Origin of the sequence: Curtobacterium sp. 320, assembly GCF_031455235.1 — a bacterium.
GTDB lineage: Bacteria > Actinomycetota > Actinomycetes > Actinomycetales > Microbacteriaceae > Curtobacterium.
In genome coordinates this window covers 1-26559 of the sequence record NZ_JAVDSI010000012.1, presented here as the reverse complement: position 1 = coordinate 26559, position 26559 = coordinate 1, and the positions used below count along the sequence as shown (strand labels likewise).

The window sequence follows — 26559 nt, the reverse complement described above, 5'->3', positions numbered from 1 at the left end:
CCTGGTTGGGCAGCTCAGGGCCTTCGTCGCTCAAGACGATCCGCATGGATGGAGTCCTTCGCGGCGTCGATCAGCTGCTGCCCGAGCGCTGCGGCGTCCTTCGCTGCGAACGCGACCTTCGAGCCGCGGCCGACCTCGAGGAGGACGACTCCGGAGCGGTGGTCGACGGAGACGGGGAGGCCGCCGGTGGTATGGATCGGATCGGTGGGCATCTAGTCCTCCTCGTCGTCGGCGTACTCGCGGCACATGATGTCCGCGGTGTCCTCGTCCACGCCTTGGTCCAGGAACTGCTCGTAGAGCTCCTGCTGCAGGATCGTGCGGCCGCTCAATGGTCGAGCTCCCGTCCGAGTTCGTCGATCGCAGCCAAGGCGAGCGCGCCAGCCTTCTCCCGCATGCGATCCGGGGTGGACGGCTTCCAGTGCTCGGCGGCCCACGGCCAGATCCGCGGCGGCCCCATCGACACCAGTTGCTGGTGCGATTCGAGGTAGCCCGCTGCGGCTTCGTAGGCGGTGGCGGCAGCAAGGAGTTCACGTGCGTGACCTCGGTCGTGGGAAGAGCCGTACCCCTCGTCGAAGATCTGCCTGCTGCGCTCTTCCTCGATGGCTGGGTGGACGCCGTGGTTGGCGGGCGTGAACGTGGTCATGCTGCTTGCTCCTTGTCGGTTCGGGCGAGAATCTGCTCGGCGAGGGCCCGAGCGCGGGTGGTGTCCTGGACGGCGTTGGCGAAGAGCTTCCCGTCGGGGTTGACGAGCGGCTCCGCCTGGTTGCGCTTGATCTGCAGCGCTTCCATCAGGGCCGGGTCGGACCCCTCGGTGCTGTTGAGGAAGTACGCGACGGGCGGCTCGTCGCCCATGCCGTCGCGTCGGAGGCGGCCGATCGCCTGCTCGTGTACCTGCGGTGACCAGTCGAGCTCGCCGAACACCGCGGTGCGGGACACGAGCTGCAGGCCGTCGACGCCTGCACCGGACCGGAGGGACATGATCAGGATCCGGGAGTCGCCGTGCACGAACGCGTCGTAAGCGGCGTCCTTCTGGCGGGACGACTCGGTGCCGGTGTACATGATCGGCTTGTACTCGGCGAGCATCTCGTTCCAGACGTCGTACACGGCGCGGTGCCAGCCGAAGAGGACGACCTTCTCCTCCGACTCGAGCAGCAGCCGGACGAACTCAGCGACGAACGGTGCCTTCGCGATCCCCGTCGCTTCGCGCAGCTTCCAGTCGAGGTCCCCGGCAGCCCGGAACTTCTCCTGCCGGGTCGCGGTGTCGGACAGGATCAGTCGCGCCATGGCCGCGGCGTCGCCGGCGACCGCGTCGAGTGCCTTCGGGTCCGCGTCGATGAACTGCGGCACCTTGATCGTCTGCGGCAGCTCCCGGCCGACGTCCTTCCGAGTCCGGCCGAGCATGAGGCCCTGCTCGCGGAGGTACGAGCCGAGCGCGGCCGGGTCGCCGACCTTGATGTGGCTGCTCCACGACGTGCTCCCCCACTCTCGGAGGAACTCGTCGCGGGAGCCGAGGACGCCCTCGGAAAGGATGTCGAGCAGGTTCCACACCTCGCCGCCGTAGTTGTAGACCGGCGTCGCGGTGAGGCCGAGCGCGTACCGGGCCTCGCGGGCGATCGACGCGGCCGCGGTGCCCTTCACGGTCTCGGTGCCGCGCCGGAGGTCTTGGATCTCGTCGAAGATGACCGTCTGCGCCCAGCCCCGCAGGTGCTGCGCCCACCCGGCGAGCCTCGAGTACGGGACGATCAGCACGTCGGGCCGGTCACCGCGCTCGAACGCGGCGCTCGGCTTCGTCGACTTCGCCACCTCGAACGTCAGTGCCGGGAACGCTTCCTGCAGTTCCGTCACCCACCGGGACGGCAGGTGCGTTGGCGGGATGACGACCGCCGGCAGCGCGTCCTCGTGTGCGAGGGCGAGCAGTCCCGTGAACGTCTTGCCGAGGCCGACCTCGTCGGTGAGCAGGAGACGGGTGGAGGTGCGCAGGAGGTCTACGGCGGTGCGCTGGTAGTCCCGCGGCGTCTTGGCTGGCTCGAACGTGAACGCGTCCCGCGTCGCGGTGCCCGCGAGCACCTCCCCGATGCGCGCCTCACGGCGTTCGTACCGCCCGGCGGCTTCGCTGAGCGCCTGCGCGCTCCGCTCGTCAGCCGGTTCAAGCGGCCACCGCAGCAGCATCCAGCTGAGGTCGTGCGCGGTCTCGTCGGTGGCGAGCATGTTCACGGTGCCGCGGGTGGTGGCGCGGGCCCGGGCGAAAATGCGTTTCGCGCGGACGGCGACGGCGGGCTCGACCTTCAGCTGCCAGGCCGGCTTGCCGCGGGTCCAGTCGTGGCCCGTCGCGATGTACGCGTACGTGCCGTAGGTGCGGGTCATAGGGCTGCTCCGATCAGGGAGATGAGGTGGACCGGCTTCCCCTCGAGGTCGGCCGGGATGTGGTGGTGGGCGACGCGGGTGGTGACGAGGACTAGCTCGTCGACGTCGTCGCACTTCGCGTACCGGGTCAGCTGCCGGACGACGTTCGCCCAGGTGCCGGCGACCTTCACCTCGATACCGATGCGGTCGTCGGTGAGCAGGTCGATGCGAGAGCGTCCGTCGGACAGGACGACCTCGCGGCGGGCGGCGATCCCAGCCGCGTCGAGGGCGACGGCGATGCCGGCCTGCAGCTCGTCCTCGTGCACGTGGACGAGGACGGCCCGCTCGATCACCTTGGTGATGGCGATGACGGCCATGGAGAGGCGCCTTTCATGCATATGCGTAGCCGCGATACGGTCTGCGCGTGATGCTTTTGGACATCGATTGGCACCCCGTCGACAGCTATGAGTGGTGGAGAGACGTTGGGACTGGCTCACTTGGGGTGATTGCTGCGGTATTGACGGCGGCCGCCACAATCTGGGTGGCGATCAGGTCGCACAATCTCGCCAAGAAGGTCGCAGAGGACGCAGCAGAGCGAGCCGACCGCGATCGGCGAGACGCGGAGAGACGAGCAGAAGACGACCGCGCGGACCGGTACAAGGACCAGCTAGGTCGAGTCATCGATTCAGCGATGACCGCGCTTGTGGCCTACGGCAATGCAGTCACCGAGGGACTCGGCTGGACAGATGAGCAGAGACAACTTCACGCCGCCAGCCAGGCACGTCTGATGCTCGTTCACGCCACGGCGAACGAACACGACAAGCCAGCGACTCAAGCCGTCTACGAGGAGTTCCACAGCAGTGGACACAGCGCGCGCTGGGACGTGCGCAGAAGTGTCGCTGGCTTGCTCGCTGGGGCTCTCGCCAACGTGCTGGCGCGACAAGACAGCGTGGAGACGATCGAGGCCAACGTCCGCGCCTTCATCGAGCAGGAGGAGAAGGCTGCGAGAGAACGCTCCCGTGCTCGAATGAGTGCCCAATAGCAGGCGCAACGCGTCAGTGCCAGCGGTTCCGCCATGCGTCGTCCGTCACGACCCGAGCGACGAAGACGCCGCCTGCAGCGATGAGGCAACAGACGGCGTCGATGACTACGGCGAGCGCCGGGTTCACGGTGTGAGGTCGATCGTGTCGGCGACCGTTGTGAGGACTCGTGCGACGGCTGCGGTGAGGTTGCTGCCGCCGCCCTGGTACCCGTGCTCGATGTTGTCGGCGTACCGGCGGAGCATGCCTGCGTCGGTGTCGTCGGGGCCCCTGTAGGCGACGGTGGCTGCCCGCGCCAGGCGTTCGGCGAGTGTTGGCGAAGTCTGCTCGTGGTGGTCGATCCAGTGCTGCTTCTCTCGTCGCGCTGCGGCGTCGAGTGCCTGCATGTGTCGGCGCAGGATGTCGGGGAGGTCTGCGACGGGGAATAGGGAGCCTTCGACCTCAACCTCGGTGGGGTCGTTGTTCAGGCTCTTCGGGCAGCAGCAGGGCTCGTCGTACGCGGTGGTCATGAACGCGCAGAGCGTCGAGTGCGGCACCGCTGCCAGTGCCGCTCGCAGCTGCTCGAGCTCGTCCGCTGCCGCTCGGGAGAGGGTCGCGAGGTCGGTGGCGACGGTCATGGTGGTGAGCGTCATCCCGGACTCGTGCCAGCCGGTGACGGCGTCGGCCCATCTGCGAAGGTTGCCGGTGTCGACGGTCACTGCTCACCTCTGTCAGTGAAGAGCACGAGCGTGGTCCGATCGACGTAGGTCTGCATCTTCTCGGATTCCGAAAGGCGGATGGCGACCGACTGCGACTCGGGCCTGGCCTCGGCAAGCGTGCCTGTGCAGCGCCAGCCGTTCCGAGAGAGGAACTCGATGGGCCGTCCGACGTGCGATCGATCGAGATCGCCGACACGTACCGACCTCGCGAGGGCGGCACGCTCGCGGCCGTCCTCTGTGGCGAGCTCACCGCCGAGGGCCGCGTAGCCGGCGAGGTCGGCCCAGGAGTCTTCGTGCCCGGGAGATGAGACGATGCGCGACACCTTGAGCTGGACGAGCATCAGGGCGACCGTCGCCGGCGGGATGGCGTCCGTGCCGAGCATCGCACCCCACAGGGCACCGATGCGACCGAACGACTGGCGGGGCGGCCCGTACACGTCGGCGCGGTCCTTCGAGACGAGGTGGTCAGCGGTGGACAGAACCTCGGAGCGGCTGGTCATCGTGTGGATCCCTTCTGGGTCGGTGCCGCCCACGGCGACGGGGTGGCGGGGAGCATGTGGCGGGACAGCCACTGGTCACGGGCCCGGCGGCGGGCGAGCCAGTAACCGACGAGGGTGCCGATGCGCAGCTGCCGGCGGACACGTTCCATCGCTTCGACGAATGGCCCCACCTGCGCGGAGATGTGAACGAACGCCCGGCCCGCCTTGAACGCCGTTTCGGCCATGCCAGACCAGGCCTGCCCGATCTGCGCATTCAGGCGGCGGCGGCCGCCGCGGACCTTCATGCGGGGGAAGTGCTCCGGGGTGCGGGGACGGCTCATCGCAGGTGCTCCGGCGCGAAGAGGCCGCGGTTGCCGCGCATCTGCACGTCCTCGAGGGCGGTGAGGGCGAGGGACTTGTTCCGGCCGGCGGGGACCCGGCGGTCGGTCTCAGCGCCGAGGGCCACGATGCGGTCGCGGAGGGCCACGACGTCGTCGTGCTCGCTGGCAGTGAAGAACCGCTCCGCCGCCCGCGCTTCCGCCTCGACGTCGACCGTGTCGTACGTCTTCGCGAAGATGTCCGGCTTGCACGGGTAGAACTCCCCCTGCACACCCCGGATGATCCAGTCACCCGGGCTCGCAGTCATCGTGCCCTCGAGCGTCCCGATGTCGATCCCCGTCACGCCGAAGCTGACGACGTCGCCGCCCGCGTTCGAGATCCACTGCGCGACGAGCCGGTTCTGCTCCTCCCGGTCCTTCTCGGCCACCATCGGATCCGTCGGGGCCGTCTGCATCGCCTCGACCGGAACCGGGCGCTTGCGGAACGTGATGCTGCTCATGATGCGAGTCCTGACTGGCGGCGAGCGCCGCGGTTTATGTGTGAAGCGCCGACCCTGTGGTGGGTCGGCGCTGGTGTGGTCGTTTCGACGGGAGGGCAGTACGGTCGGCAGATGAGTCCGCTGCCCGAGGAATGGCCGTCCTGGTTTTCGTATGAGTGGTGGCGGGACTTAGCAATCCCCTTGGCAGGCTTGTGGGCCTCCTTGGCACTCGGGCTCCTGAGCCTCTTGGTCTCGTCAGTGGTCGGAGTGGCGGCGCTGCTGATTGCACGACGCAGCCACCTGCTCGCCGAGAAGGTGCAACGTGCTGAGACCGAGCGGTTGAACGAGGAGAACCGTCGCGAGGGCGAGCGTCAGCGCCTTGACTTTGCGGCGCTCGCGAGACGCTTCAACCTGATGCTCCGCAAGAGCAAGGTGAATGAACCGCTGCCGGTTGAGGAGATGGACCTCGACATGTACGAGGACTACCTGAAGTCGGTCGCCGCGACGCTCAACGACCCCTTGAGCGCGGAGTACCTGATTCGGCGAATGACGGATCTCTTCAGCCCGGTCCGCTTCCCACCGGAGGAAGACCCAGTCGGAGACGACCTGCCGACGAACGACCGACGCAGGGACGCCTGGATGAACTGGCGCACCGCTGATCTTGACGTTCGTGCCTATTCACGCGGCAAGCCGATGTCGGAGCCCCACCCATTCGAACAGAGACCGAAGCGGTGGAATTCATACGATGCGGTCGCTCAGGTGAAGACCCAGGCTGCGCCTCGCCTCGAAGCGCAAGCACGCGAGAACAGCAAGAACCGCAATACGGAGTGACAGGCATCACGCCGCGCGGGGGTGCACGTTGGCGGTAAGTCCGAGCTCGTCGTGTCGGATGCGGAGAACGGTGCGGTCAGAGCAGTGGATCCGCGCGGCGATCTCCTTGTCGTTCAGCCCGCGGGCGTGAAGGATCTCGACGGCTTCACGGCGCTGCTTCGGGGTGAGATCCGTCTGCTCCCCCTCGATGGCGCGCATGACGGCGGCCTCGTCGACGAGGTCGTCGACGGCGGGCGGTGCGTCGTCGAGGTCGATGTCGTCCCACGCGAGTGCGGGCACCCACCCGTTCGCTCTCGCGAGGGTCAGCGCCCGCCTGTAGGTGGTCCGCTGGGCAGTGGTGCCCTCAGGTGGCGGCACCTGCCAGAGCCGGTCGAAGAGTTGCGCGACGGATCGGTGCGTCCGTCCGGACACCTGGCTGGTGCGGAGCAGCCGGTTCACCTCGTTCGGGCCAAGGCCTAGCTCGTAGCTGAGGCGCATCTGCGACCAGCCGTGCGCGACGAGGGCCTGCAGCCGGCGGTGCGTGCCCCGGGCGGGGATGCGGGCACCGTCTGCGATGAGGTCGATGGTGGGGCGAACCGCGAGGATGCGGCGTGCCTTCTCCGCGTCGATGCGCCGCAGCGGGACGCGCGGCTGTCCTGGCGCTGTCGGCGGACCGTAGATGAGCCGCCCGATCATGGGGAAGTTCGCGATGCGGCCGATGCGGTTGACGCCGATGCCGTACTCGCGGAGCCGCTGCACGTGTTCACGTGCGGGCTCGGCGTCGACGAGTGGCGACGTCCACCGTCCGTAGGCCTTCGCCTTCCGGTAGTCGCGTTGCGCGTTCGTGATGCTGGTCGTGCAGTCCTCGCAGCGGCAGCCGTGCGAGTTGTAGCAGTTGCGGGTCGCGCCGTGCTTGTGGTCCGGCGGGCACGACTTCCTGGTTGGCATGGACATGGTGTTCCTCGGATGTCAGTGGTGTGTGCCTAGGCGGCCTCCCCCGCGGGGTGCTGCAGCTGGGCTTGGATGGCGCGGACGTTGTCCGGCTCTCGGCACGCAGCCGTGACGTAGGCCAACGGCTTGCGTGGCATCGTCGAGGCGCGTCCGAGGATGACCCGGGCGACATCGATCGCCAGCCCGGTCGGGATCTCGCCGAGGACTTCGGTCAGCGTTCTGACCAGCCCGTCGACATCGTCGATCCCGAGGTGCCCTGCCTCTTCACGCAGGAACTCCTTCTCCTCGTCGGATTCGCGCGCACGGTTACCAGAGTGAGATGTCTCTGAAAGGTAAGTAGTGTCATTCCTCTGACTCTGACTCTGACTCTGACTCTGACTCTGGTTTTCGTTCGGTTCTGTCCCGGGTGCCGGGTCGGTTCCGATTGGGTTAGCGACCGGAAACCCAGTCGGTTTCTGTTCGGTTGCCGAGTCGGTTTTGCGGGGCCTGCCGCCGCGCTTCCCGTTGGCGGTGTTCGTCTCCTGCCGGGCGATCCGCTCGGCCTTCGTCTCTTGGTGCTCGTCGTAGTTCCAGATGACGTACTCGGGTCCGTCGACGCTCAGCGAGGGACGTTCCGGGTGGTTCCTGAGCAGCTCGTCGATCGCGTCCTTCGGCCACATCCGGGCGACAACTGCGGTCGCGATCCGTCCGTCGAGGTCCTGCATCCGCGAGTAGCCGTTGAGCTCGACGAACGCACGGAACGCGGCGTCCGACAGGGGCGCGATCTTCGGGTGCTGCCAGAAGTCGTTGGGGAACTTCATCCAGAGGCGCTTGTCCTTTGGCATCAGGTAGATCCTTCATCGTGGACACGGACCTCGATGCGAGGTCGCATGTCGTCGGGGTCGCGGTCGAGGAGCCCCCGGTGTCGACCGCACTGGCACTCGCCGATCACGCGGCGGTGGCACTCGGCGCTGGTACAGCTGCCTTGGACGCCGGACACTTTCCCGCAGGTGAGCACGACGTCGGAGAGGCGGACGAACACGACAGGCGCGCCGTCCCGGGTGACGGTGACCGACGTGGGCGGTTCGAACTCGGGCGGGGCGTGCAGCGAGAGCTGATCGAGCGCGCCCTTCGCCGCGTAGGTGTAGCCGACGTCCACGCGCTACTCCCCTCCGGCGGACGCGGTCAGCTCTCGCTGCGAGAAGAGCACCCGGACTGGGGCGTCGCCGTACTCGATCACGAACACGGGGCGGCGACTCTCGACGTGCCCGGTACTGATGGTGATCTCGGTGGGCCCGAACACGTCGCCGACGAAGTTCGCGGTCTTCGCCACCCGTCCGAGGATGTCCGCGCTCGCCCCGATCGTCGAGGCTGGGGTCAGCCGGTCGGGGAAGAGCCCGTGGACTGCGGGGTAGCTCGTCCGTCGTGACTCGAGACGCCGCATGGACCGAGTGACCCCGGCGTCGTCGATGATGCTTATCAGGAGAGCGCCGGTGGAGAGGTCATCAGGGTCCGCGTCGACGAGGTCGACGATGACGGTCCAGCCATCTGGCGCGTACTGCGGCGGGGCGTCGTCCCAGTCCGACCTCGGCACATTGGTGAACTCCCGCACGTGCTCGACGGCCTCCTCCGTGAGCAGGAAGACCTCGCCACCGCGCAAAACGTCCGGGGCGATGATCTCGACATGCGGGATCCGGTACTCAGCAGCGCTGAACCGGTCGGTGCTCAGGAGCAGAATGTCAGTGCCGTCGTTCACGACGTTCACACACTCGAGAGCGGGCGTCCAGGTGTCGAAGTCGAGGTGCGGCGTCACGGCGTGCAGACCTCGCTGCAGGACGTTCAGCGGTGCGGTGAAGGTGGGCATCGGATGCTCCGTTCGGGTCAGGAGATGTCGGTGATGCGGAGCAGCAGGAACTGGTCCGCCTTCTTGCGACCGGTCGGGAGGCGGACGATGGCCGGCATCGTCTTCTCCATCAGGTCTGGGGTGTCATCGGGGACGACGCCTGCGTCGACGAGGCCGTCGCACAGCGCCTTGAGGGTGGGGACGACGTTGTCGGCGTCGCGGCGGTGGTTCGTGGCGACGTGCCACTCGAGGTCGACGCGGCACCGGCCGAGCGGTGGGATGCGCCGCGACCGGGCTTCCCACGACGCACGCTCACGGACCCGGGCGACGAGCTTCCTCCGGGCCGACCAGTGCATCCGCTGGTTCTCCGTCAGCGGCGGCGTCTCGTACGGGAGAACGATCGACCAGACTTCCGCGGCACTCATGCAGCCGCCGATCGGTTGAGCAGCACCGACACGGCGAGCGCAGCCTGCTGCGGGACCACTCCGTTGCCGAGTGCCTTGAGCTGCTGCGCTCGCGTGAGTGGTGTGCCGGTGACGTGACCTTCGGGAAGGCCCATCATCCATTCGACGAACTCGGGTGCGAGGCGCTGCCCACCGTCACGGCCGTCGGGGTTCGTGGGTGCTGGGGCTAGTCGTCCGGTGACGCGCTCCCAGCGCTCGATGGCGGGACGATACGGCCCCCAGTCGCGATCAGGTCGTGGTCGACCAGCACCTGCAGGGATGTCACCACTGCGCGGCCGGGCTTCTTCCGCAGGTGGTTCTCCGGGGTGTTGCCCGAGTCGTGTGCTGCTGGGGTCGGCAGTAGCTGATGACCGTCGAGCATCTCGCCGTTGGGGAACACCGTCTGCGGAGGCAGCAGGTGTTCCACTTCGTCCGCCAGGGTCGGGCCGTGCCCACCCGCCTTCCGCTTGTCCGGGTGCTGAGACCCGCCGTTCTGTCCGAGGTTCGACAACGGCGTCTTGAGCAGCGTCATCGGGGTGGGGCGCAGCGTTTCCAAGGTCCCACGGAGAGTGGGGTTCCCCCGCGCGTAGGTCCGGCTCGTCTTCTCCCCGTCCGACGCGAGCGGGGTCGGCAAGACGACCTCGCCCTGCGTCCGTTCCGCGTCGGAACGTTCGGCTCCGAGCGCGTACATCGTCGCGGTCCCCGATGCACCACGGCTTGCCCGCGGGGTAGGCAACGATGAAGACGCGGAACCGGCCATGTGGAGCGCCGGCGTCTGCAGCTCGTAGGCCGCACCACTCCGCGTCATACCCGAGGTCGGCCAGGTCGCCGAGTACGGCTCCGAGTGCGCGGAGAGCAGGTCCAGAGTGTCGGTCTCCCACACCCCACGGGCTTGATTCCAGGTTCCGATCAGCTTCGGCACTGAGCAGTCCTCTCACGTTCTCGATCACGACGAGTCCAGGACGGAGTACGTCGATGGCTCGCGCGTACTCGGACCACAGTCCGGATCGCGTGCCGTCCTTGAGTCCCCGGCGCAGACCGGCGAGGGACACGTCCTGGCAGGGGAATCCGCCCGTCAGGACGTCGACTGGCTTGACTGCGGTCCAGTCGACCGCGGTGACGTCGCCGTAGTTCGGGACGCCCGGCCAGTGGTGCTCGAGAATCGCGGACGGTGCTTCGTCGAACTCGACGTGCCACGCGACCGAGCCGCCGAGCACTTGCTGCACGCCGAGGTCGAGGCCGCCGTACCCGCTGAACAGAGATCCGATACGAGGCACGATTACCCCTCACCCCTCAGCCGAACGAACGAACCGACGAGCGCCGTCTGCTCGAGGCGCGCGGCGGCAGGTTCGCCGTAGGCGACGAGGACGGAGGGTGCGCCGCTGTTGGCGGCTGCACGGGTGCCGTCGGCGTGGTGGAAGTGGAGGCGGCCGTGGAGGAAGAGCAACGCAGTTGCTTTGCCCCAGACCTCGGCGACGAACCCGGCGGTCTCGGTGCGGGCAAAGACGAGGGCGATGCCGTCTCCGTGGTCGGCGAGCTTGGCAAGCCATCGCCATGCCTCGTGTGAGTAGGGCGGGTTCAGCCAGACGAATCCGGACCAGTCGGCGGCGAGGCCGTCCGCGGGGAGCTCGATGTGGCGACCGGCGGTCGGCCAGGGGCGCGGTGATGGCGCGGCGCAGGGGTCGAGGTCGAACGGGCCGAGGGCCTGGACGATGTCCGGCGGGGTGAGCCAGGTGGTGGTCTTGGCGCGAGCCGACTGGTGCGACCCCATCGCTCTGGTCATGCTGGTCTCCTGATGGTGACCGGCTCGCCGATGTTCACGGAGAACGTCCGCTGGTCGACGCCCTGCTGGACGACGAGCTGCATGCGGTTTGGCGAGCTGGTGTCGGGTGGGCGGACGCCGATGAGCGTCCCGATGGTGCGGTTCTGCGGTTCCCGCGAGAGGCGGTGGCCGACGGTGCGGAACGCGACGACGTGGTCGACGTCGGTGGTCTGCAGCAGGCGGGCGGGGCTGATCTCCTCGACGAAGGCCGGTGGGGTCTGAGCGAGATGCTTGAGGATGCGGCGACGCTCTCGGCCCCGGTTTCGGCTCATGCCTTCTCCTGGCCAGCGACGGCGCAGAGTTCGGGGCGGGTAGAAATCATGGAGACTCCTCGATTCGGTTACGCTCGGCGGCGTGAATGACTGGTCGACTTTCCCCGCGACGTTGCTGGCAACCGTTGTCGGTGCCGCCTTTGCCGGCGGAACCTCGTGGCTCCTCGCCAAGCAGGCGGGTGGCTCTCGTCACAAGGAACTGATGACGAATCGACTTGCCGCGTTGATCGAGGCGTTCACCGAGTGGAACGCAATCGAACGTCCGAACAAGCGACGTGCCCGCATGGCGATGGATGCCGACGGGCCCAGCTGGATGGACCTATGGAATGACCAGCGCCGAGAGGCGAAGGTCAAGGCTGCGGCAGCCGTCCTTCTCGTCGAGCTCGAGGCGAACAAGAATGAACGACCGGTCGTCGACGCAATACGACTCGCGATCCGTCGTCTAGATCGGCTGGACCCTAACGACAAGGCCGACGCTATGACTTTGTTGAACGCCGCCGTGAAAGAGTGGTGGACTGGACAGAGCACCCAGAGCTCCACGCTTGCCGCTTTGGGGGCCGTCGCACAGGGCGTGGAGCTCCCTGCCACGGAAAGCGCCGACGAGCACTCCTGAAAGTGTCTCCTCAGTCGCCGGTTGAAGCTTGATCTGGGTCTGCGCTTGACTCCTCCCACCACTCGCTGACGACGAGGCTCTCGTCGACGGCGGCCATGTCGCGGCGGAGTTCGTGGGCTCGGCGGGACCGGTGGTGGTTCCGCCACGACCTCGGGACGAGCTCGGCCGCCTTCTGGTTCTCGTCGTCACTCATGGCGTCAACGCGTCGGGGTGCTCGTGCGCCCAGTCCGGGTGCTGACCCGCGATGTGGCGGCGCACGTTCTCGAACGAGCGCCGGCAGGAAGGCACCGGGCACACCCCGTTCGCGATGTGGTTCCGGAGCCGGGTGGCATGCCCCTTGTACGCGCGGGCGGAGCGTTCCGCGGCCTCCGCCTGGTCACGAGCTGCGTCGCGGGACGCCCGGGCGTAGCCGGCCTGCCGCTCAGCGGCCTGGCGCAGGCGGCGCTCCTTCTCGATCGCGGACTCCCCGAGGTACGCGCGGGGGTGGCCGCTCGGGCAGTACCACGTCTCGTGAGAGTCGCGGACCTGGCGGTAGAACGCCTCCGTCATGCCGAAGGTCTGACCGCACCCGGTTGCGCCGCACGTGACGACGACGAGGGTGTCGGTGAAGGTCTGGGTCTTCATCGTTGGTCCTTCCTGGGTGCGTTGAGGACGGAGTGCACGCGGATCAGCGAGGCGACGAACAGGACGACGACGGCCCAGGAGAGCACGGCCCACAGGGGTGTCGACCGGTCGGCGCACGACGCGAACACGGCGAAGACGAGCGATGCGTAGATGAGCGCCCCCGCGATCCTCATCGGGTGCGGAAGAGCAGTCGGGACAGCCAGCCGCGGCGGTTGGCGATGTCGATCTCGCGCTGCAGTCGGGCGTCGCGGCGCTGGACGTTCTTGGTGCGCTGCTCGAGCGGCGTCCCGACCTTCACCGGGTGCTGGAACGGCGGGTGCACGTGGACGCTGTCGGTGGGCAGGCCCCTCGCGGCGAGCGCTGCGCGGAGCGCGAGGTCGTCGTGGCGGAGGCGCTTGCGGGCCTTGCGGGCGGTCGTGCTCATGGGTTTGGTCCTTCGATCAGTTGGTGGCTGCGGCGAGCGCCGCGCCTTCGTTGCGGGGTGTGTCGTCGGCGTCGGAGACGAGCCACCAGAGGGCGGTGATGTCGTCGGCGAGCCAGGAGCGTCGGGCGTTGATCGCGCATCCGTCGCTTTCGCACTCGGAGCAGCCGTGGCCTGCGGGGCGGAGCATGCAGAGCGAGTCGCCGTCGGGCCAGGAGCCGTTGAGGTGTTCCGGGTGGTCGGGGTCGGCTGTCTGGTGGGGGCAGTCGGGGCCGGCGGGGTAGAACATGGGGGTGCTGTACGGGCGGTGCCCCCACTGGACGTAGCGGACGTCGTCGAGGATCTCGGGGAGCTCGTCGTCGCTGATTACGCCGCGGTCGAGGACGAGCAGGACCGGTGAATCGGCGTTCATCGCAGGGCTTCCTCGAGGACGCCGTCGCCGAGGAGCATCGGGAGCAGGTCGGCGGCGTCGCGTTGCTCGGCGAGCGCGGTGACCGCTGCGGCCTGCTGTGCGGTGGGGGTGAAGTCGATGGCGTAGGGCTCGCCGGGGAAGAACTTGCCGTACATGTCGCCGGCGGGGACGGTGCCGCTCATGAGGTGGTCGTCCACTTCGCTGACGGCCGGCCGGTGCCCGACTTGCCGGGGGTGAGGCTGCGGCGCACCTTGCCGGCGGCGACGAGCTCGGCGCGGCGGGACCGGATCGACTGTTCCGTGGGAACGACGTCGGCGGCGAACTGCTCCTTGTACTGGGCGATGATCTGCTCGTCGGTGAGTCCGGTGCGGTCGCCGGACCATGCCGACTTCCGCAGGATGCTGAGGATCCGCTGCTGCACTTCGCTGGGCTTGTGGGCGCTGCGGGCTGCGGCGTGGCTGGTGTTGATGTCGTGTCTGCGGGCTGCGGGCATGGCCGCGCTCCTTCCGCTCAATGTCGGGTGAGAGGGGGCAGCGACGGCGGAGGTTCGGGTCAACTCCGTCGCTGTCGTGCCTGCTCCGAGTGCGCGCTCCCGGACTGGCCCCGCTGCGCGAGTGGCAGCGCCTGGGGACAGGCGTGTGTCGTGTGTGATCGCTGCCGGTCGCTGGTCAACTTGATTGGTCACCGCCCGGACACGAGGGGCGGCTGCCTGCGGCAACTCGGCGGGAATGCTCGGCCGTCCACCACGACGACCGTGCACACCGGGTGTGGTTCACCCGCCTGCTAGTGGTGCCTCTGTGGAGTTGTCCCGCTGATGTCGCCGCCGCAGCCGGTTGGCTGCTGGTGCCTGGGCCTGGAACCCGTTCGAGTAGGAGCAGGCGACGCGAGTCGTGCAGCGCCCGTTTCCGGGCGCGCCGAACAGCGCCCTCCATAAGGCGCGCTGATCGGAAGATGTGTGCCGCGCTAGGCGCGGAGCTTCTTGCGGCTGGGACGAGCCCAGCTGTCGACGGTCTGCGGGCGGAGAGCCGCGCGGACCTCGGCGAGGTTGTAGCGGTAGATGCGACCCCGACGGATGTAGGGGATGTCTCCGCTGTGGGTGAGCCGGTGCACAGTGTCCAGGGAGACTCCGAGCGCCAGCGCCAGTTCCTTACGTGTGACGTCTGGTTCGGCGAGCGCCGCCGGAACACCGGCGCTCGCGGTCATGCGGCTTGCTCGATCGCGTTGACCTGCACCACCTCGAACGCTTCCCCAAGACCAAGCCCGTACGTCTCGCAGAGAGCGGCCATGAACGCGCCCGAGGGGGTCGCGCCATCGTCCACTCGTCGGAGTGTGATGCGGTGCACACCCATGAGCCGAGCCTGGTGCTCTTCACTGGTGATGCCGTTGATCTTGCGGAGCCGCTCGAGGAGTCCGGGCTTCACGCGGATAGTGGCTGCCATGGTCCCCTCTCTCTGTTGCGTCTTCGCTTCGGTATGATGCAAGTGTGCCACAGTTTGAAGCGGATGCGCATCAGAAATGGAGCCATGTCGCAACAGTGTCGCGCCGATCGTTGCCGTACCGCGTCAGGGGGCATTGACAGTGATGCAAAGTTGCTACAAAGTGGGGACCGTGGACAACGACATGGACCTGATCTTGAAGGCGGCAACCGGAGCACGCAGCATGCGCGCGATCGCGACGCGCATCGGCATGGAGCCGAGCACGCTGAACCGCCAGCTGCGAGACCTACCCGTGCGCACGCTCGTGGCGATCTGCCGCGCCTACGGGATCCCTGTCGTGCCGATGTTCGTGAAGGTCGGGTACATCACCGCCGAAGAGGCCGCATCCGGCATGCTCGAGCAGGCCCTCGCGAACGCTTCGGACGCCGAACTCATGGCCGAGACGCTCAAGCGCGTGCAGGCAGGCAAGGCGTCGAGCGCCATCACCGGTCCGATCGATGTCAGTGCCCTCGATGAAGATGCAGACGACAACCTCGACGTCACCAACGAGGTTCGCAGCAGCTACGGGCGTGCTGCGCAGAAGGGGCCGCGGAAGGCAGAACAGCCATTCGCGGAGTGATCGGAGGGGTATGCGGGACCTGCTGAACCTGGCAGCACGGTACGGGGTGCGTGTCGAGATGTGCCACATCGCTGACGCGAATGGCTATTACGACGAGAACGAGGGCAGGATCTTCATCGACATCAGCCTCACCCCCGACGAGGTTCGGTCGGTCTTCGCGCACGAGCTCGGCCACGTCCACTACGGCCACGCCTGCGACGCCGGTCCGAACAGCCCCGAGGAGCGACAGGCCCGCGCCTACGCGGCGTATCTGCTCGTGCATCCTGAGGACTACGCCGACGCGGAGCGCGTCAGCTCCGATGCGTTCTACATCGCCGAGGAACTGGGCGTCACCCTTGGGATCGTCGACGACTACCGCGCCATGTGCCTGCAGCGACTCGGCGAGCGCACCTACAGCCGATCACCGCGTGGCCATCTCACGAACGACCTTGCGCGGGCGCTTTCATGACCCCCGAAGTCGGGTCGCGGTTCAACTTCGTTGCCGACCGGCGTGACTTATTCTCAGAAGCTGTACGAACGGGGAGGCAATGACCGAAAACGACGAAAATCCGGCGGTAGACGAAGCCGATAGCAGCTCGGAGGAAGAGCTGACAGCGGACGAGCTTCTCGAGTTCGCTCTCACGGCCGGCTTCAACACCTTCCGCGAACGGCAGCGCGAGATCCGCCGCCTGGCCCGCTACGTGCAGGAGCGAGCTGACGACATCGACAACGCGAAGACACGCGCCAAGGAGCTGATCGAAGAACAACTGAGTGAGGTTGACGAGAAAACCCTCGACGACCTGATGAACTCCTTCACGAGCACTCTCGATGAAGTGGTCCAAGAGCAGGGCCTCTCGGACGACGAGCGGGTCGAAGTCGTAGCCAGCACGTTCAGGGCACTCTCCGAAGACCTGCCAGCAGGGGCGCTGAGCAGCTACCTCGAGAGCATCGCGCGAGTAACACTCAGCCCTCCTCCGACGCCGATGTTGCTTGGATCGCTGCTGGTCTCGCTCGTGGGGGAGCTCGAAACGCTGGTGGGCGCGGTCGCACGTGCGCTGTACGCGCACCAACCCGGCAAGCTCAGCGAGCTCGGTAAGTCGTACACATGGGGCGAGATCGAACGCTTCGAGACGGTTGCCGAGATGCGCGAGCACGTGGCCGATCACGCGGTCGAGAAGATGCTGTACGGCTCGTTCTCCGACTGGTTCGACCTCCTGGAGCGGCGCTTCGGGGTGCCGCGGCCGGCGCGAAGCACCGAGTTCAAGACCCTGGAGGTCATCCAGCGACGACACCTCATGGTCCACAGCGCTGGGGTCGTGTCTCGGCAGTACCTTGAGAACCTCAAGGACTTCAAGGTCGAAGCGGATCTGCACGATCAGTTGGTCGTTGACTACAAATACCTGGCCGACGCAACGGACGCTCTGTTCGTCGTCGCTCTGAGCCTCGTTGCCGGTACGACCTTCAAGTCGGCACGCGATGTCGAAGCGCAGGAACGCATGGAACGGCGAATCTCCAACACCACGTACTACCTTCTGCAGGAAGAGCGGTACGAAGCCGTTATCTCCATCGTCCAGCACCTGGCGTTGAACCGGATGCGTGACGAACTCGCGAAGCACATCATCCAGGTCAACGGCTGGATCGCTCTCAAGCAGCTGGGTCGGTTCGCGGAATGCCGGAAGGCTGTTGAGCGTTTCGACACTCGATCGAAGAGCAACAACCTTCGCCTCGCGAAGATGGCTCTCCTTGACCAGGTAGAAGCAGCACACACGCTTGCCAGGGAGATGCTGGAGTCTGAGGAGCTGCCTGCTGAGCATTGGCTAGCCTGGCCACTCTTGGCGGACGTACGCGCCTACCACGAGGCACTGACACTCAAGGCGTCCGAGGATGCACAAGCATCCGAGGGCGACTAGAGTGACACTCAACCCCATGGGTTACCACGACACGGAGAGGAATAGCGATGTCCACGCCTGATCTGTGACAGAAGCTTCCGAGGAGGCCCCGGCTCGCATGAGCCGGGGCCTCCTTTCTCTTTCTAGAGCCAGTCGGAGTGGGACGACCAGGCGTAGCCCGGGCTGCAAACACCAGCGATTTCGGGCTATCGTGAGCGTGTTGAGCCGCCCGGTCTCAGCAACCGTGCATCCGTAAGATGACGGGGAAGGACCGCTCCAATCGGTGCCAGCGTGCAACTGATTCGAGACCCGTTATTCACCCCAGTGCTGATGCAGATCAGCGGAAGGCCCCGGTCCCTCGGACCGGGGCCTTCGTCGTTCGATCAGGTTGTCCTGCAACGATCGGCGACGTGATGGAGATGTCCGCCGACGCGTTCGAACAGCTCGTGACCGACGAACTCGACCTGCTGCCGGACGAGATGGTCGACGGCCTCGACAACGTGGTGTTCGTCGTCGAGGACGAACCGGAGAACGGCGAAGAGCTCTTCGGCGTGTACGACGGCATCGCGGCGACCGAGCGCGGGCAGTACGGCTTCGGCGAGCTCCCGGACCGCATCGTGCTGTTCCGGAAGCAGCACCTCGCCGAGTGCGACACGCTCGAGGAGCTCAAGGACGAGGTCCACACCACGCTCGTGCACGAGATCGGGCACTTCTACGGGATCGACGACGAGCGCCTCCACGAGCTCGGCTGGGCGTAGCCGCCGCCCACGCCGCCCGAGTCTCGGCTGGGCGGACACTTTCGTGGCGGTGCGGGCGCGAAACTGTCCGCCGGGCCGAGTCTCGCCACCCGCCCGCCCGCCCGCCCCAGCACCTCAGAACCGCGTCGGCCCCACCTCGTGGTACTTCTCCCACGCGTCCACCGGCCCCCGCCCGTGCAACGCGTACTCCCCCACGAGCCGCTCCTTGTAGACCGCCGGGTTGTGCGACGCCACGACCCGGGCGTTCCGCCAGTGCCGGTCCAACGCCCGCGTGCGATCGGCCGCCGACGCCCCGCCGACCTCGAACAGCTCCGACGCCGCCCGGAGCACCCGCGGTCCGACCTCGATCTGCGCCTGGTAGACCGCGTTCTCGGCGGCGTCCAGCAGGGCACGGTCGACGCCGGCCCCGGGCTCGTTCGTGCCCACCACCCCGTCGAGCAGCCCCGCCGCGGCGACGACGAGCGACCGGGCCGTGAACGCCCCGGCCGACAACCGGCCGAGCACGGCCAGCACCTGCGGGTCGTCCCCGGGCCGCGCGGCGTTCGCGTGGATGTACGTCCGGGTACGCGGTCGCACGAACGCGACGGCGTCGTCGGACACCGCCTGCCCGATCCCGGCGAGGACCGCCAGCAGGTACAGCTGGTAGAAGGCCTGGATGTGGGACAGCGGGGCGTCCCGGTACGCCGACACCACCGAGGGGTCGACCGACACCCCGTCGAACACCGTGGTGCCGGACGCGGTCAACCGCTGCCCGAACCCGTCCCAGTCGTCGACCGAGGTCACGCCGACCGCATCGGTCGGGACCGCGAACGTGACCCGGTCGCCGTCCCGGTCCGCCGCGAGGTAGATCCAGTCCGAGTAGAGCGTCCCGGTCGAGTAGAACTTCCGGCCGTCGAGACGGACGGAACCGTCCTCGGCGACGCGCACCGTGGTGGAGATGTCGGCGAGCGTCGTCCCGGTCCGCTCCGACGTCGCGTTCCCGATGATCGCCCCGTCGACGATCCGCTGCAGCCACTCGTCCCGCCCGGTCGACGACGGCCGGAGGAGCACGAGTTCGGTGTACCCGAAGTGCCCGCGCCACAGGTGCGCGATGTTCGAGTCGGCAGCGGCGAGGTCGGCGACGAGGTGCACGAGTTCGACGAGCGTCACGCCGAACCCGCCACGGTCCTCCGGCACGCGGAGCCGTCCGAACCCCGCGTCGGCGAGCGCACGAACCTCGTCGTGCGGCAGCGGCCGGTCCCCCGGCGTCCCGGACGCCAGCTCGCGGTCGACGGCCCCCTCGCGGATGCGGTCGAACAGCGGCCGGAACCGAGCGCGCAGCTCCGTCAGACGGCTGGTCGCGGTGCCGCCCTGGAGGGACGGCTCGCCCCCGGCGGTCGTCGTCGCGTCGGTCATGCGGTCACCTCCACGGCGTCGCGCGCGGCGTCCGCGCCGGTTCCGGCGGCTCCGCCCGTGAACGCTCCACGCCACCGCCGTGCGGGGTGGCTGTCGGGCAGCTGCGGGTGGCCGAAGAGCTTCTCGCGCAACGTCCCGTCGCGGTACTCGGACTGCATCAGTCCGCGCTCCTGCAGGGTCGGGGCGATGTGGTCCACGAACTCCTCGTAGGAGCCGGGCAGCGTCCAGTTGATGACGTTCACCCCGTCGACCCCGGCGCGCTGCCAGTCGGCGAGTTCGTCGGCGATCTGCTCGGGCGTCCCGACCACCCGGGCCCGGAGCTTCGCGGAGAGTCGGGCGAGGTCGGCGATCGTCGGCTCGCGGTCGCCGGCGGCCTCCCGGAGCCACTGCAGGTGGGACTGGCCGGCGTGCGTGCGGACCTCCGACAGCGGCGTCTCGGGGTCGAGCGCCTCGCCGGTGTCGGGATCGAACCCGAGGTTCGAGTGCACGAGGAAGCCGTCGGCCGCGAGGTACTCGTCGATCTCCGCTTCCTTCGCCTTCGCCTCGGCCTCGGTGGCCCCGGTGACGAACGTCAGCCCGAGGAAGAAGGCGATGTCGTCCCGCTGCCGCCCCGCTGCCGAAGCGAGGTCACGGGTCTCGCGGATGAGCTGCTCGGTGGCGTCGCGGTTCGACGTCAGGATGAACTGGGCCTCGGCGTTCCGCGCGGCGAAGGCACGGCCGGCCGGCGAGGACCCCGCCTGGAAGAGCACGGGCGTCCGCTGCGGCGACGGTGCCGACAGGTGCGGGCCCTGCACGTCGTAGCGCTTCCCGTGGTGGTCGATGCGGTGCACCTTGTCGGGGTCGGCGTAGCCGCGCACCGGGTCCTTGAGCACGGCGCCGTCCTCCCACGACCCCTCCCAGAGCTTCGCGCAGACCTCGAGGTACTCCTCGGCCCACACGTAGCGCTCGTCGTGCTCCTCGAGCCGGTCGGCGCCGAAGTTCCGCGCGGCGCTGTCGAGGGCGCTCGTGACGACGTTCCAGCCGATCCGGCCCCGGGTGATGTGGTCGAGGGTGGAGACCTTGCGGGCGAAGTCGAACGGGTGCGACTGGATGACGCTCGACGTGAACGCGAGCCCGAGGTGCTCCGTCGACACGGCGAGCGCCGAGAGCAGGACGGACGGGTCGTTCGAGGGGATCTGCAGCCCCTCGCGCAGGTTCGTCGAGTAGTCGCCGCGTCCGGGGCCGTACGTCCCGACGACGTCCGCGAAGAACATCGCGTCGAACTTCCCGCGCTCGAGGGTCTTCGCGAGGTCGGTCCACAGCGTGACGTCGTCGAAATCGGCCTGGCGGGCGTCCGGGTGCCGCCAGAGGCCGTGCTGGATGTGCGACGTCGTGTTCATGACGAAGGCCGCGAAGCGCAGCGGGCGGTTCGGTGCATCGCTCATGCGGTCCATGTTCCCCGTCGTGGTGTCGCGGGAGGGCGTGACGTGACCTCGCGTTACGCGGGGTGTTCCCCGAGGTGCGCGACGCGACCATGCTCCTGAGGGTGCCGAACTCGACCACCGCAGCCGCGCCTCCAGTCCGTTCCACCGCACCGTCGACCACCGCGACCCGCCGTCGCGTCGCCCTGGCGTCCTTCGTCGGGACGACCGTGGAGTACTACGACTTCTACCTGTACGCGACCGCGTCCGCGCTCGTGTTCGCGCCCACGTTCTTCCCCTCCGTGACCCCCGCGGTCGGCGTCATCGCGTCGTTCGCGACCTACGGTGTCGGGTTCGTCGCCCGCCCGCTCGGCGGGATCATCGCCGGCCACCTCGGAGACCGGATCGGCCGGAAGAAGCTGCTCGTCGCGTCGCTCGTGCTGATGGGGATCGCGTCGACGCTGATCGGGGTGATCCCCTCGGCCGCGACCATCGGCGTCGGTGCCGTCGTCGCGCTCGTGGTCCTGCGGCTGCTGCAGGGTGTCGCGGCCGGGGCCGAGTGGGGCGGCTCGGCGCTGCTGTCCGTCGAGCACGCACCCGAGCGGCACCGCGGACTGTTCGGGGCGTTCACGCAGATGGGGTCCGCGGGCGGCATGCTCCTCGCGACCGGTGTCTTCACGCTCGTCCGGGGGCTGCTCGGCACCGAGGCGTTCCTGGCGTGGGGCTGGCGGCTGCCGTTCCTGTTCTCGGCGGTGATCGTGGCCGTCGGGCTCGTCATCCGGCTCGGCGTGCAGGACGCGCCGGTCTTCCAGGAGCTGCGCGCCTCCGGGGGCATCGAGCGGTTCCCGGTGTGGCAGGCGATCCGGCGGCACCCGCGGGCGATCCTCGTCACCGCGGGGCTGCGGCTCGTGCAGCCGGCGCTGTACTCGATCCTCACGACCTACTCACTGACGTACCTCGGGTCGGTGCGGGGCCCGTCCGGCGCTTCGGCCGGGCTCCAGGCCGTGCTCGTCATCTCCGCGGTGTCGCTCGTGTCGACGCCGTTCTGGGGCTGGCTGTCCGACCGGGTCGGCCGACGGGTGCTGACGATCTGGTCGGCGGCGGGGATCGCGGTGCTCATCTGGCCGTTCTTCGCGTTCCTCGACGCGGGGCCGCTCGTGCTGCTGCCGCTCGTGGCGCTGATCGGGATGTGCGTGTTCCACGACAGCATCTACGGGCCCCAGGCAGCGTGGTTCGCGGAGCAGTTCCCGACCGGTCGGCGCTACTCGGGGATGTCGCTCGGGTACCAGATCGGGTCGATCTTCTCGGTGGGGCTCACGCCGTTGCTCGCGGCCGTGTTCGTCGAGCTCGGTGGGGGCTCTCCGTGGATCCTGTGCGGGTACCTCGGGGTGTACGCGGTGCTCTCGATCGTGGCCGCGGTGTTCGCGGTGGACCCGGTGGCGGCCGCCCGGCGGGGTGCGCGGGGCGCGGCGGGTCGGGCGCCGGCCGCGGAGCGCCCTACGTCCGCAGCACCACGTCCGCCAGCTCCGCCGGCCGCTCGGCAGCGATGAACGCCGCCTCCTGCGCCGCCCACCGGTCCCACTCCCGCGCGAAGGACTCGCCGTCACGCCCGATCGCCCGCTCCCACCGGGTGTCGTCGTCGGCCTCGAGCCACACCCGCAACGACGCGAGCGGCGCCGAGCCCCGGGACAGCGCACCGCACCCCTCGACCACGATCGGCTGCCCGGGGTCGACGGCGGCCCACCCCGCCGGGCGCGAGGTCGCCCAGTCCCACCGTCGGTAGCCGGAGCGTCCCCCGAGGACGTCGGTCACCACGGCCTCCGCGGCGGCCTGCAACCCGTCCCATCCCGGGTAGACGTCGTCGAGGTGGACGACCTGCGCGCCGAGCCGGTCCGCCAGGGAGTCGCCGAGCGTCGTCTTGCCCGTGCCCGACCTGCCGTCGACGAGCACGACGAGGCGGGTGCCGGATGCGGTCGCGACCCCGGCGGCCGCGGCGGCGAGGCCCTCGACGAGCGAGTCGTCGAGACCGGCCGCGCCGCGCGCGCCACCCGCGTCGGGTTCCCCCTCAGGCACGCCACGTCCCCGCACCCACGGCCACCGCGATGGACACGACACCGATCCCGACGAGCACGCCGACCATCGCCCACTCCGGCCCCGCGAACCGCACACTCCGCGCCCACGTCCGCCGCCCGGGAGCGCCGAACCCCCGCGACTCCATCGCCACCGCCAGCGTCGTCGCCCGCCGCAGCGCCAGCACGAGCAGCGCGAACGCCATCGACGCGCCTCGCCGCAACCGTCCGGTGTCCGCGACGCCGCGGGCCCGACGAGCCATGCCGAGCTGTCGCCAGTCGTCCCCGAGGAGCGTCATCATCCGGATCGCCGCGAGCGCCCCGAGCACGAACCGTGCCGGCAGCCGCAGGAGCTGCGCGAGCCCGTCCGCGAGGTCGGTCGGGTCCACCCGCACGAACAACGCCACCGCCGGCAGCCCGATCGCCAGGACACGGAGCGCCGTCGCGAGCGCGAGTGTCAGCGACCCGTCGGTGACGTGCGCGAACCCGAGGTCGAACCAGGACCGCCCGGACGGCCGCCCGTACAACGCGATGCTCAGCGCGGTCAGCGGCACCGCGACCAGGACCGGCGAGGTCCGCAGCAGCAGCGTGCGGGGCGGGATCCGCAGGAGCGGCAGGAGCAGGAGTTCGAGACCGAGCGCGACCGCCGCGGACACGACGTCGAGGCTGAGCACGAGGCACACGCCGAGCGCGAGGACGCCCAGCAGCGAGGCCACCGGCTGGACGCCGCGGACGCCGCGTGCACGCGTGGTGCCGTCGGGTGGTCCAGGAGGCGCGGCTCGTCCGGGCAGACCGGCCGCGGCGTGGTGCGCGGTCACGGTTGCACCTCCGTGGCCGGGTCGCGCAGGTCGGCGGCCGGCCCGACGGTCGTCGCCCCCGTAGTTCCTGTCGCGCCTTTCGCGCCGAGCACGATCTCGTCCGCGTCGAGCGCGCGGACGAGGTCACGGTCGTGCGTCACGGCGACGATCGCGGTGCCGGAGTCGGCGAGTTCGCCGAGCCGGTCCACGACGGCCTGCCAGGTCGCCCGGTCCTGACCGGAGGTCGGCTCGTCGAGCACGACGACGGGCGGCCGGGAGGCGATGACCGTCCCGATCGCCAACCGCCGCTGCTCACCGCCGGACAGCGTGAAGGGGTTGGCGTCGGCGAGGTGCGCGAGGCCGAACGCGTCGAGGAGCTCGTCGACCCGGACGTCGACGTCCGCCGCTCCGAGGGCGCGGGGGCCGACGGCCAGCTCCTCACGCACGGTGCGGGCGACGAACTGGTGCTCCGGGTCCTGGAATACTGTGCCGATCCGACCGGCCAGCTGCCTGCTCGTCCACGCGGCGGGGGCGTCGCCGATGCCGTCGGCGAGTGCCGTGCCCGCGCGGAGCGTCCCCGCGGCGGGGCGCAGGAGCCCGGCGAGCGTGAGGCCGAGCGTCGACTTGCCGATGCCGTTCGGCCCCGTGACCGCGAGGACCCGTCCGGCTCGGACGTCGAGGTCGATCCCGCTCCCGACCGGCTGCCGCCTGCCCCGGGCGGTCCCGAGCCCCCGCGCCGCGAGCAGCAGCGGGTCCCGATCGCCGAGCGGGCGGATTCCGTCCGGTCCCCCGTTGTCGGCCCCGTGCATTCCGCCCACTCGCGGTCCCGCGTCGCCGAGCGGGCGGATTCCGTCCGGTCCCCCGTTGTCGGCCCCGCGCATTTCGCCCGCTCGCGGAGACGTGCGGGTACCCCGACGCGCGGAACCCTGTTCGGGCTCGGACCCGGGCACCCAGACGCCGGCGGCGGTCAACGCCGGACCGTGTTCGGCGAGCACGTCCGCAGGCGCACCGTCCGCGACGACACCCCCGGCCGGCTCCAGCAGCACGAGTCGGTCGACCAGGTCCAGCCAGGTGCCGATGCGGTGCTCGACGACGAGCAGTGAACACCCGGTCTCGTCGAGCAGCGCCCGCACGGCGTCGTGCACCTGCACCACCCCGGAGGGGTCGAGGTTCGCGCATGGCTCGTCGAGCACGAGGGCACCCGGTCGCATGGCGAGCACGCCCGCGAGCGCCAGCCGCTGCCGCTGCCCGCCGGAGAGCATCGTGGTGGAGCGGTCGAGCGGCAGGTCGAGCCCGACGACGTCGAGGGCCGACCGGACGCGCTGCCAGATCTCGCCCCGCGGGACGCCGGCGTTCTCGCAGCCGAACGCCACGTCGTCGCCGACGCGGGACATCACCGTGTGCGCCTCGGGGTCCTGCATGACGAGGCCGACGCGGCCGCGGACCGCACGCGGTTCGGCACCGTCGACGAGGACCGAACCCTGGACGGAGGCCGCGGTGTCGTCGGTGGCGTCCGGCTCGTCCGGGAGCACGCCCGCGACCGCCCGCAGCAGCGTCGACTTGCCGGCGCCCGAGGGACCGACGATCGCGACCCGCTCCCCCGGATCGACGGTCAGGTCGACGCCCCGGACGGCCCAGGCGTCACGTTCCGCGTACCGCCAGCCCCAGTCGGAGAAGGTGATCCGCGCGGCTGGCACGGTCACGCGACGGTGCGAGGACCGCGTCTGGAGTGCTCACGGCCCGCCGCGAACGACGACAGGACGCCGGTCGCAGCGAGCGCTCGGACGAGGAACCACGAGCCGACGCCCGCGATCAGCGCACCGGAGACGATCGCCGAGACGACGTAGACGACCTTGAACGCCAGGTCGAGTCCGGGGTACCACAGCACCGTGTCGTTCAGCCCGAGCGCCAGCCCGGCCGCGGCACCGGCGAGCACGACCACCGGCAGGCGGTACACGCGGTACAGGAAGAGCGCGAGCACCAGCTCGGCTCCGAGGCCCTGCACGAGGCCGGCCTCGAGCGTCAGCCAGCCCCACTGCGTGCCGAGGAGCGCCTCGACCGAGGCGGCCACCATCTCGGCGTAGAGGGCCGCTCCGGGCTTCCGGACGATGATCGCGACGACGGGCCCGGCGAGCAGCCACACCCCGCCGAAGAGCGCCTGCGTGCCGGGGAGCACGAGCGCGGCGACGGCGCTGATCGGCTCGTAGCCGAACTCCCAGAGCTTGAAGACGACACCGATCGCGACGGCGAGCACGCTCGCGACGACGATGTCGACGACCCGCCAGCGCAGTGAGCGCCTGACGGGGGTGGACGGAACAGCAGTGTGCGTGCTCGTGGACATGGCCCTGGACTCCTCCCTGCGCCGGCATGATCCGGATCAGGTTCGACGGTCGGAGCGCCACTCGCTCCCTCTCAGCCCGGCGATCCCGGACTCCCGTGTGTGTCCCGCCATTGTAGACGTGGTCGCGACCCGGTGACGGATCGCGACCACGGCACGTCCTGGAGGCGCGGGGGGGGGCCCCCCCCCCCCCCCCCCCCCCGCCGGGGGGGGGGGGGGCCGCGGGGCGCGCGGCCCCCCTCCCCCCCGCCGGGCGGGGCGCGAGGACCCCGCCGCCCGCCCCGGCCGCGTGGGGCGCCCGGGCCAACCACC

Annotated in this window: 39 protein-coding genes, 1 pseudogene and 1 riboswitch; of the genes and pseudogenes, 8 read left to right on the top strand and 32 right to left on the bottom strand. The window is 69.4% G+C overall.

The window, feature by feature from the left end:
• Window positions 1–14 precede the first annotated feature (14 nt).
• From J2X60_RS14890 to J2X60_RS14875, 4 genes are all read right to left on the bottom strand, one after another.
• On the bottom strand, window positions 15–212 hold the full coding sequence (locus tag J2X60_RS14890; protein WP_309888544.1) for a hypothetical protein: 198 nt from the start codon (window positions 210–212) through the stop codon (window positions 15–17).
• A 113-nt stretch (window positions 213–325) separates the two neighbouring features.
• Window positions 326–643, bottom strand: a complete 318-nt coding sequence (locus J2X60_RS14885) for a hypothetical protein (RefSeq protein ID WP_309888543.1) — start codon at window positions 641–643, stop codon at window positions 326–328.
• Window positions 640–2364: a DEAD/DEAH box helicase gene (locus J2X60_RS14880; protein ID WP_309888541.1), complete on the bottom strand. Its 1725-nt coding sequence runs from the start codon at window positions 2362–2364 to the stop codon at window positions 640–642. The genes J2X60_RS14885 and J2X60_RS14880 overlap by 4 nt, the downstream gene beginning before the upstream one ends.
• Window positions 2361–2720: a hypothetical protein gene (locus tag J2X60_RS14875; RefSeq protein WP_309888540.1), complete on the bottom strand. Its 360-nt coding sequence runs from the start codon at window positions 2718–2720 to the stop codon at window positions 2361–2363. The genes J2X60_RS14880 and J2X60_RS14875 overlap by 4 nt, the downstream gene beginning before the upstream one ends.
• Window positions 2721–2767: 47 nt before the next feature.
• On the opposite strand from J2X60_RS14875, the gene J2X60_RS14870 reads away from it, so the two are divergent.
• Window positions 2768–3385 carry a hypothetical protein gene (locus tag J2X60_RS14870; protein ID WP_309888538.1) on the top strand — a complete coding sequence of 206 codons (618 nt, stop codon included), beginning with the start codon at window positions 2768–2770 and terminating at the stop codon, window positions 3383–3385.
• 123 nt (window positions 3386–3508) lie between these two features.
• Here the strand turns inward: J2X60_RS14870 and J2X60_RS14865 are convergent, their stop codons facing one another.
• The 4 genes from J2X60_RS14865 to J2X60_RS14850 are packed head-to-tail and all read right to left on the bottom strand — an operon-like array spanning window position 3509 to window position 5398.
• Complete coding sequence (locus J2X60_RS14865) at window positions 3509–4081, bottom strand: hypothetical protein (RefSeq protein WP_309888536.1); 573 nt, start codon at window positions 4079–4081, stop codon at window positions 3509–3511.
• Window positions 4078–4614: a DUF6378 domain-containing protein gene (locus J2X60_RS14860; RefSeq protein WP_309888535.1), complete on the bottom strand. Its 537-nt coding sequence runs from the start codon at window positions 4612–4614 to the stop codon at window positions 4078–4080. Before J2X60_RS14860 ends, J2X60_RS14865 begins: the two co-directional genes overlap by 4 nt.
• Window positions 4578–4901, bottom strand: coding sequence for a hypothetical protein (locus J2X60_RS14855; protein ID WP_309888533.1), 324 nt, complete (start codon window positions 4899–4901; stop codon window positions 4578–4580). The genes J2X60_RS14860 and J2X60_RS14855 overlap by 37 nt, the downstream gene beginning before the upstream one ends.
• The gene (locus tag J2X60_RS14850) at window positions 4898–5398 is read right to left on the bottom strand and encodes a hypothetical protein (RefSeq protein ID WP_309888531.1); all 501 of its coding nucleotides are present in this window, start codon (window positions 5396–5398) and stop codon (window positions 4898–4900) included. Before J2X60_RS14850 ends, J2X60_RS14855 begins: the two co-directional genes overlap by 4 nt.
• Window positions 5399–5509: 111 nt before the next feature.
• Here J2X60_RS14850 and J2X60_RS14845 point away from each other — a divergent pair, with 111 nt between their 5' ends.
• Window positions 5510–6208, top strand: a complete 699-nt coding sequence (locus tag J2X60_RS14845) for a hypothetical protein (protein WP_309888529.1) — start codon at window positions 5510–5512, stop codon at window positions 6206–6208.
• 6 nt (window positions 6209–6214) lie between these two features.
• On the opposite strand, the gene J2X60_RS14840 is transcribed toward J2X60_RS14845, so the two are convergent.
• The 9 genes and pseudogenes from J2X60_RS14840 to J2X60_RS14800 form a co-directional block, all read right to left on the bottom strand.
• Window positions 6215–7135 (bottom strand): hypothetical protein, encoded by a 921-nt coding sequence (locus J2X60_RS14840; RefSeq protein WP_309888527.1) that lies wholly within the window; start codon window positions 7133–7135, stop codon window positions 6215–6217.
• Window positions 7136–7170: 35 nt separating this feature from the next.
• Window positions 7171–7962 carry a hypothetical protein gene (locus J2X60_RS14835; protein WP_309888526.1) on the bottom strand — a complete coding sequence of 264 codons (792 nt, stop codon included), beginning with the start codon at window positions 7960–7962 and terminating at the stop codon, window positions 7171–7173.
• Window positions 7962–8276, bottom strand: coding sequence for a hypothetical protein (locus J2X60_RS14830; RefSeq protein ID WP_309888524.1), 315 nt, complete (start codon window positions 8274–8276; stop codon window positions 7962–7964). The genes J2X60_RS14835 and J2X60_RS14830 overlap by 1 nt, the downstream gene beginning before the upstream one ends.
• A 3-nt stretch (window positions 8277–8279) precedes the next feature.
• Window positions 8280–8981 (bottom strand): hypothetical protein, encoded by a 702-nt coding sequence (locus tag J2X60_RS14825; protein WP_309888522.1) that lies wholly within the window; start codon window positions 8979–8981, stop codon window positions 8280–8282.
• A gap of 17 nt (window positions 8982–8998) precedes the next feature.
• The gene (locus tag J2X60_RS14820) at window positions 8999–9385 is read right to left on the bottom strand and encodes a hypothetical protein (RefSeq protein WP_309888520.1); all 387 of its coding nucleotides are present in this window, start codon (window positions 9383–9385) and stop codon (window positions 8999–9001) included.
• Window positions 9382–9519: a hypothetical protein gene (locus tag J2X60_RS14815; protein WP_309888718.1), complete on the bottom strand. Its 138-nt coding sequence runs from the start codon at window positions 9517–9519 to the stop codon at window positions 9382–9384. Before J2X60_RS14815 ends, J2X60_RS14820 begins: the two co-directional genes overlap by 4 nt.
• 660 nt (window positions 9520–10179) lie before the next feature.
• Window positions 10180–10620 (bottom strand): annotated as a pseudogene (locus J2X60_RS14810) (DNA cytosine methyltransferase); the annotation flags it as partial.
• Between the two features lie 62 nt (window positions 10621–10682).
• Window positions 10683–11186, bottom strand: coding sequence for a DNA N-6-adenine-methyltransferase (locus J2X60_RS14805; RefSeq protein WP_309888513.1), 504 nt, complete (start codon window positions 11184–11186; stop codon window positions 10683–10685).
• The gene (locus J2X60_RS14800) at window positions 11183–11497 is read right to left on the bottom strand and encodes a hypothetical protein (protein WP_309888511.1); all 315 of its coding nucleotides are present in this window, start codon (window positions 11495–11497) and stop codon (window positions 11183–11185) included. Before J2X60_RS14800 ends, J2X60_RS14805 begins: the two co-directional genes overlap by 4 nt.
• An 82-nt stretch (window positions 11498–11579) precedes the next feature.
• Here J2X60_RS14800 and J2X60_RS14795 point away from each other — a divergent pair, with 82 nt between their 5' ends.
• Window positions 11580–12110, top strand: a complete 531-nt coding sequence (locus tag J2X60_RS14795) for a hypothetical protein (RefSeq protein WP_309888510.1) — start codon at window positions 11580–11582, stop codon at window positions 12108–12110.
• Between the two features lie 10 nt (window positions 12111–12120).
• Here J2X60_RS14795 and J2X60_RS14790 read toward each other — a convergent pair whose 3' ends face one another.
• From J2X60_RS14790 to J2X60_RS14750, 9 genes are all read right to left on the bottom strand, one after another.
• Window positions 12121–12303, bottom strand: a complete 183-nt coding sequence (locus tag J2X60_RS14790; RefSeq protein ID WP_309888509.1) for a hypothetical protein — start codon at window positions 12301–12303, stop codon at window positions 12121–12123.
• Window positions 12300–12734: a hypothetical protein gene (locus J2X60_RS14785; RefSeq protein WP_309888507.1), complete on the bottom strand. Its 435-nt coding sequence runs from the start codon at window positions 12732–12734 to the stop codon at window positions 12300–12302. Before J2X60_RS14785 ends, J2X60_RS14790 begins: the two co-directional genes overlap by 4 nt.
• Window positions 12731–12907, bottom strand: coding sequence for a hypothetical protein (locus J2X60_RS14780; protein ID WP_309888505.1), 177 nt, complete (start codon window positions 12905–12907; stop codon window positions 12731–12733). Before J2X60_RS14780 ends, J2X60_RS14785 begins: the two co-directional genes overlap by 4 nt.
• Window positions 12904–13158 (bottom strand): hypothetical protein, encoded by a 255-nt coding sequence (locus J2X60_RS14775; protein ID WP_309888503.1) that lies wholly within the window; start codon window positions 13156–13158, stop codon window positions 12904–12906. Before J2X60_RS14775 ends, J2X60_RS14780 begins: the two co-directional genes overlap by 4 nt.
• 16 nt (window positions 13159–13174) lie before the next feature.
• Window positions 13175–13567 carry a hypothetical protein gene (locus tag J2X60_RS14770; protein ID WP_309888501.1) on the bottom strand — a complete coding sequence of 131 codons (393 nt, stop codon included), beginning with the start codon at window positions 13565–13567 and terminating at the stop codon, window positions 13175–13177.
• The gene (locus tag J2X60_RS14765; RefSeq protein ID WP_309888499.1) at window positions 13564–13749 is read right to left on the bottom strand and encodes a hypothetical protein; all 186 of its coding nucleotides are present in this window, start codon (window positions 13747–13749) and stop codon (window positions 13564–13566) included. Before J2X60_RS14765 ends, J2X60_RS14770 begins: the two co-directional genes overlap by 4 nt.
• Window positions 13746–14060: a hypothetical protein gene (locus J2X60_RS14760; protein ID WP_309888497.1), complete on the bottom strand. Its 315-nt coding sequence runs from the start codon at window positions 14058–14060 to the stop codon at window positions 13746–13748. Before J2X60_RS14760 ends, J2X60_RS14765 begins: the two co-directional genes overlap by 4 nt.
• Window positions 14061–14530: 470 nt before the next feature.
• On the bottom strand, window positions 14531–14770 hold the full coding sequence (locus J2X60_RS14755) for a helix-turn-helix domain-containing protein (RefSeq protein WP_309888495.1): 240 nt from the start codon (window positions 14768–14770) through the stop codon (window positions 14531–14533).
• Entirely contained in the window at window positions 14767–15006 is a 240-nt protein-coding gene (locus J2X60_RS14750; RefSeq protein ID WP_309888493.1) for a hypothetical protein, read from the bottom strand. The genes J2X60_RS14755 and J2X60_RS14750 overlap by 4 nt, the downstream gene beginning before the upstream one ends.
• 169 nt (window positions 15007–15175) lie before the next feature.
• On the opposite strand from J2X60_RS14750, the gene J2X60_RS14745 reads away from it, so the two are divergent.
• From J2X60_RS14745 to J2X60_RS14730, 4 genes are all read left to right on the top strand, one after another.
• Window positions 15176–15622, top strand: a complete 447-nt coding sequence (locus tag J2X60_RS14745; protein ID WP_309888486.1) for a hypothetical protein — start codon at window positions 15176–15178, stop codon at window positions 15620–15622.
• Between the two features lie 10 nt (window positions 15623–15632).
• The gene (locus tag J2X60_RS14740) at window positions 15633–16070 is read left to right on the top strand and encodes an ImmA/IrrE family metallo-endopeptidase (protein ID WP_309888484.1); all 438 of its coding nucleotides are present in this window, start codon (window positions 15633–15635) and stop codon (window positions 16068–16070) included.
• A gap of 79 nt (window positions 16071–16149) precedes the next feature.
• Window positions 16150–17511, top strand: coding sequence for a hypothetical protein (locus J2X60_RS14735; protein WP_309888482.1), 1362 nt, complete (start codon window positions 16150–16152; stop codon window positions 17509–17511).
• Window positions 17512–17903: 392 nt separating this feature from the next.
• Window positions 17904–18248, top strand: coding sequence for a metallopeptidase family protein (locus tag J2X60_RS14730; RefSeq protein ID WP_071295921.1), 345 nt, complete (start codon window positions 17904–17906; stop codon window positions 18246–18248).
• A gap of 114 nt (window positions 18249–18362) precedes the next feature.
• Here the strand turns inward: J2X60_RS14730 and J2X60_RS14725 are convergent, their stop codons facing one another.
• Both J2X60_RS14725 and J2X60_RS14720 read right to left on the bottom strand, forming a co-directional pair.
• Window positions 18363–19643, bottom strand: a complete 1281-nt coding sequence (locus J2X60_RS14725) for an acyl-CoA dehydrogenase family protein (RefSeq protein ID WP_309888479.1) — start codon at window positions 19641–19643, stop codon at window positions 18363–18365.
• Window positions 19640–21067, bottom strand: a complete 1428-nt coding sequence (locus tag J2X60_RS14720; protein WP_309888474.1) for an LLM class flavin-dependent oxidoreductase — start codon at window positions 21065–21067, stop codon at window positions 19640–19642. Before J2X60_RS14720 ends, J2X60_RS14725 begins: the two co-directional genes overlap by 4 nt.
• A gap of 101 nt (window positions 21068–21168) precedes the next feature.
• Between J2X60_RS14720 and J2X60_RS14715 the strand changes: the two genes are divergently transcribed.
• Window positions 21169–22593: an MFS transporter gene (locus J2X60_RS14715; protein ID WP_309888472.1), complete on the top strand. Its 1425-nt coding sequence runs from the start codon at window positions 21169–21171 to the stop codon at window positions 22591–22593.
• Here J2X60_RS14715 and J2X60_RS14710 read toward each other — a convergent pair.
• From J2X60_RS14710 to J2X60_RS14695, 4 genes are all read right to left on the bottom strand, one after another.
• The gene (locus tag J2X60_RS14710; RefSeq protein WP_309888470.1) at window positions 22541–23116 is read right to left on the bottom strand and encodes an ATP-binding protein; all 576 of its coding nucleotides are present in this window, start codon (window positions 23114–23116) and stop codon (window positions 22541–22543) included. The genes J2X60_RS14715 and J2X60_RS14710 overlap by 53 nt on opposite strands.
• Window positions 23109–23930 (bottom strand): energy-coupling factor transporter transmembrane component T, encoded by an 822-nt coding sequence (locus J2X60_RS14705; RefSeq protein ID WP_309888468.1) that lies wholly within the window; start codon window positions 23928–23930, stop codon window positions 23109–23111. The genes J2X60_RS14710 and J2X60_RS14705 overlap by 8 nt, the downstream gene beginning before the upstream one ends.
• Window positions 23927–25612: an ABC transporter ATP-binding protein gene (locus J2X60_RS14700; RefSeq protein ID WP_309888466.1), complete on the bottom strand. Its 1686-nt coding sequence runs from the start codon at window positions 25610–25612 to the stop codon at window positions 23927–23929. The genes J2X60_RS14705 and J2X60_RS14700 overlap by 4 nt, the downstream gene beginning before the upstream one ends.
• Entirely contained in the window at window positions 25609–26250 is a 642-nt protein-coding gene (locus tag J2X60_RS14695; RefSeq protein ID WP_070416623.1) for an ECF transporter S component, read from the bottom strand. The genes J2X60_RS14700 and J2X60_RS14695 overlap by 4 nt, the downstream gene beginning before the upstream one ends.
• A riboswitch (TPP riboswitch) is annotated at window positions 26247–26356 on the bottom strand. Its footprint overlaps the gene before it by 4 nt.
• Window positions 26357–26559: the final 203 nt, after the last annotated feature.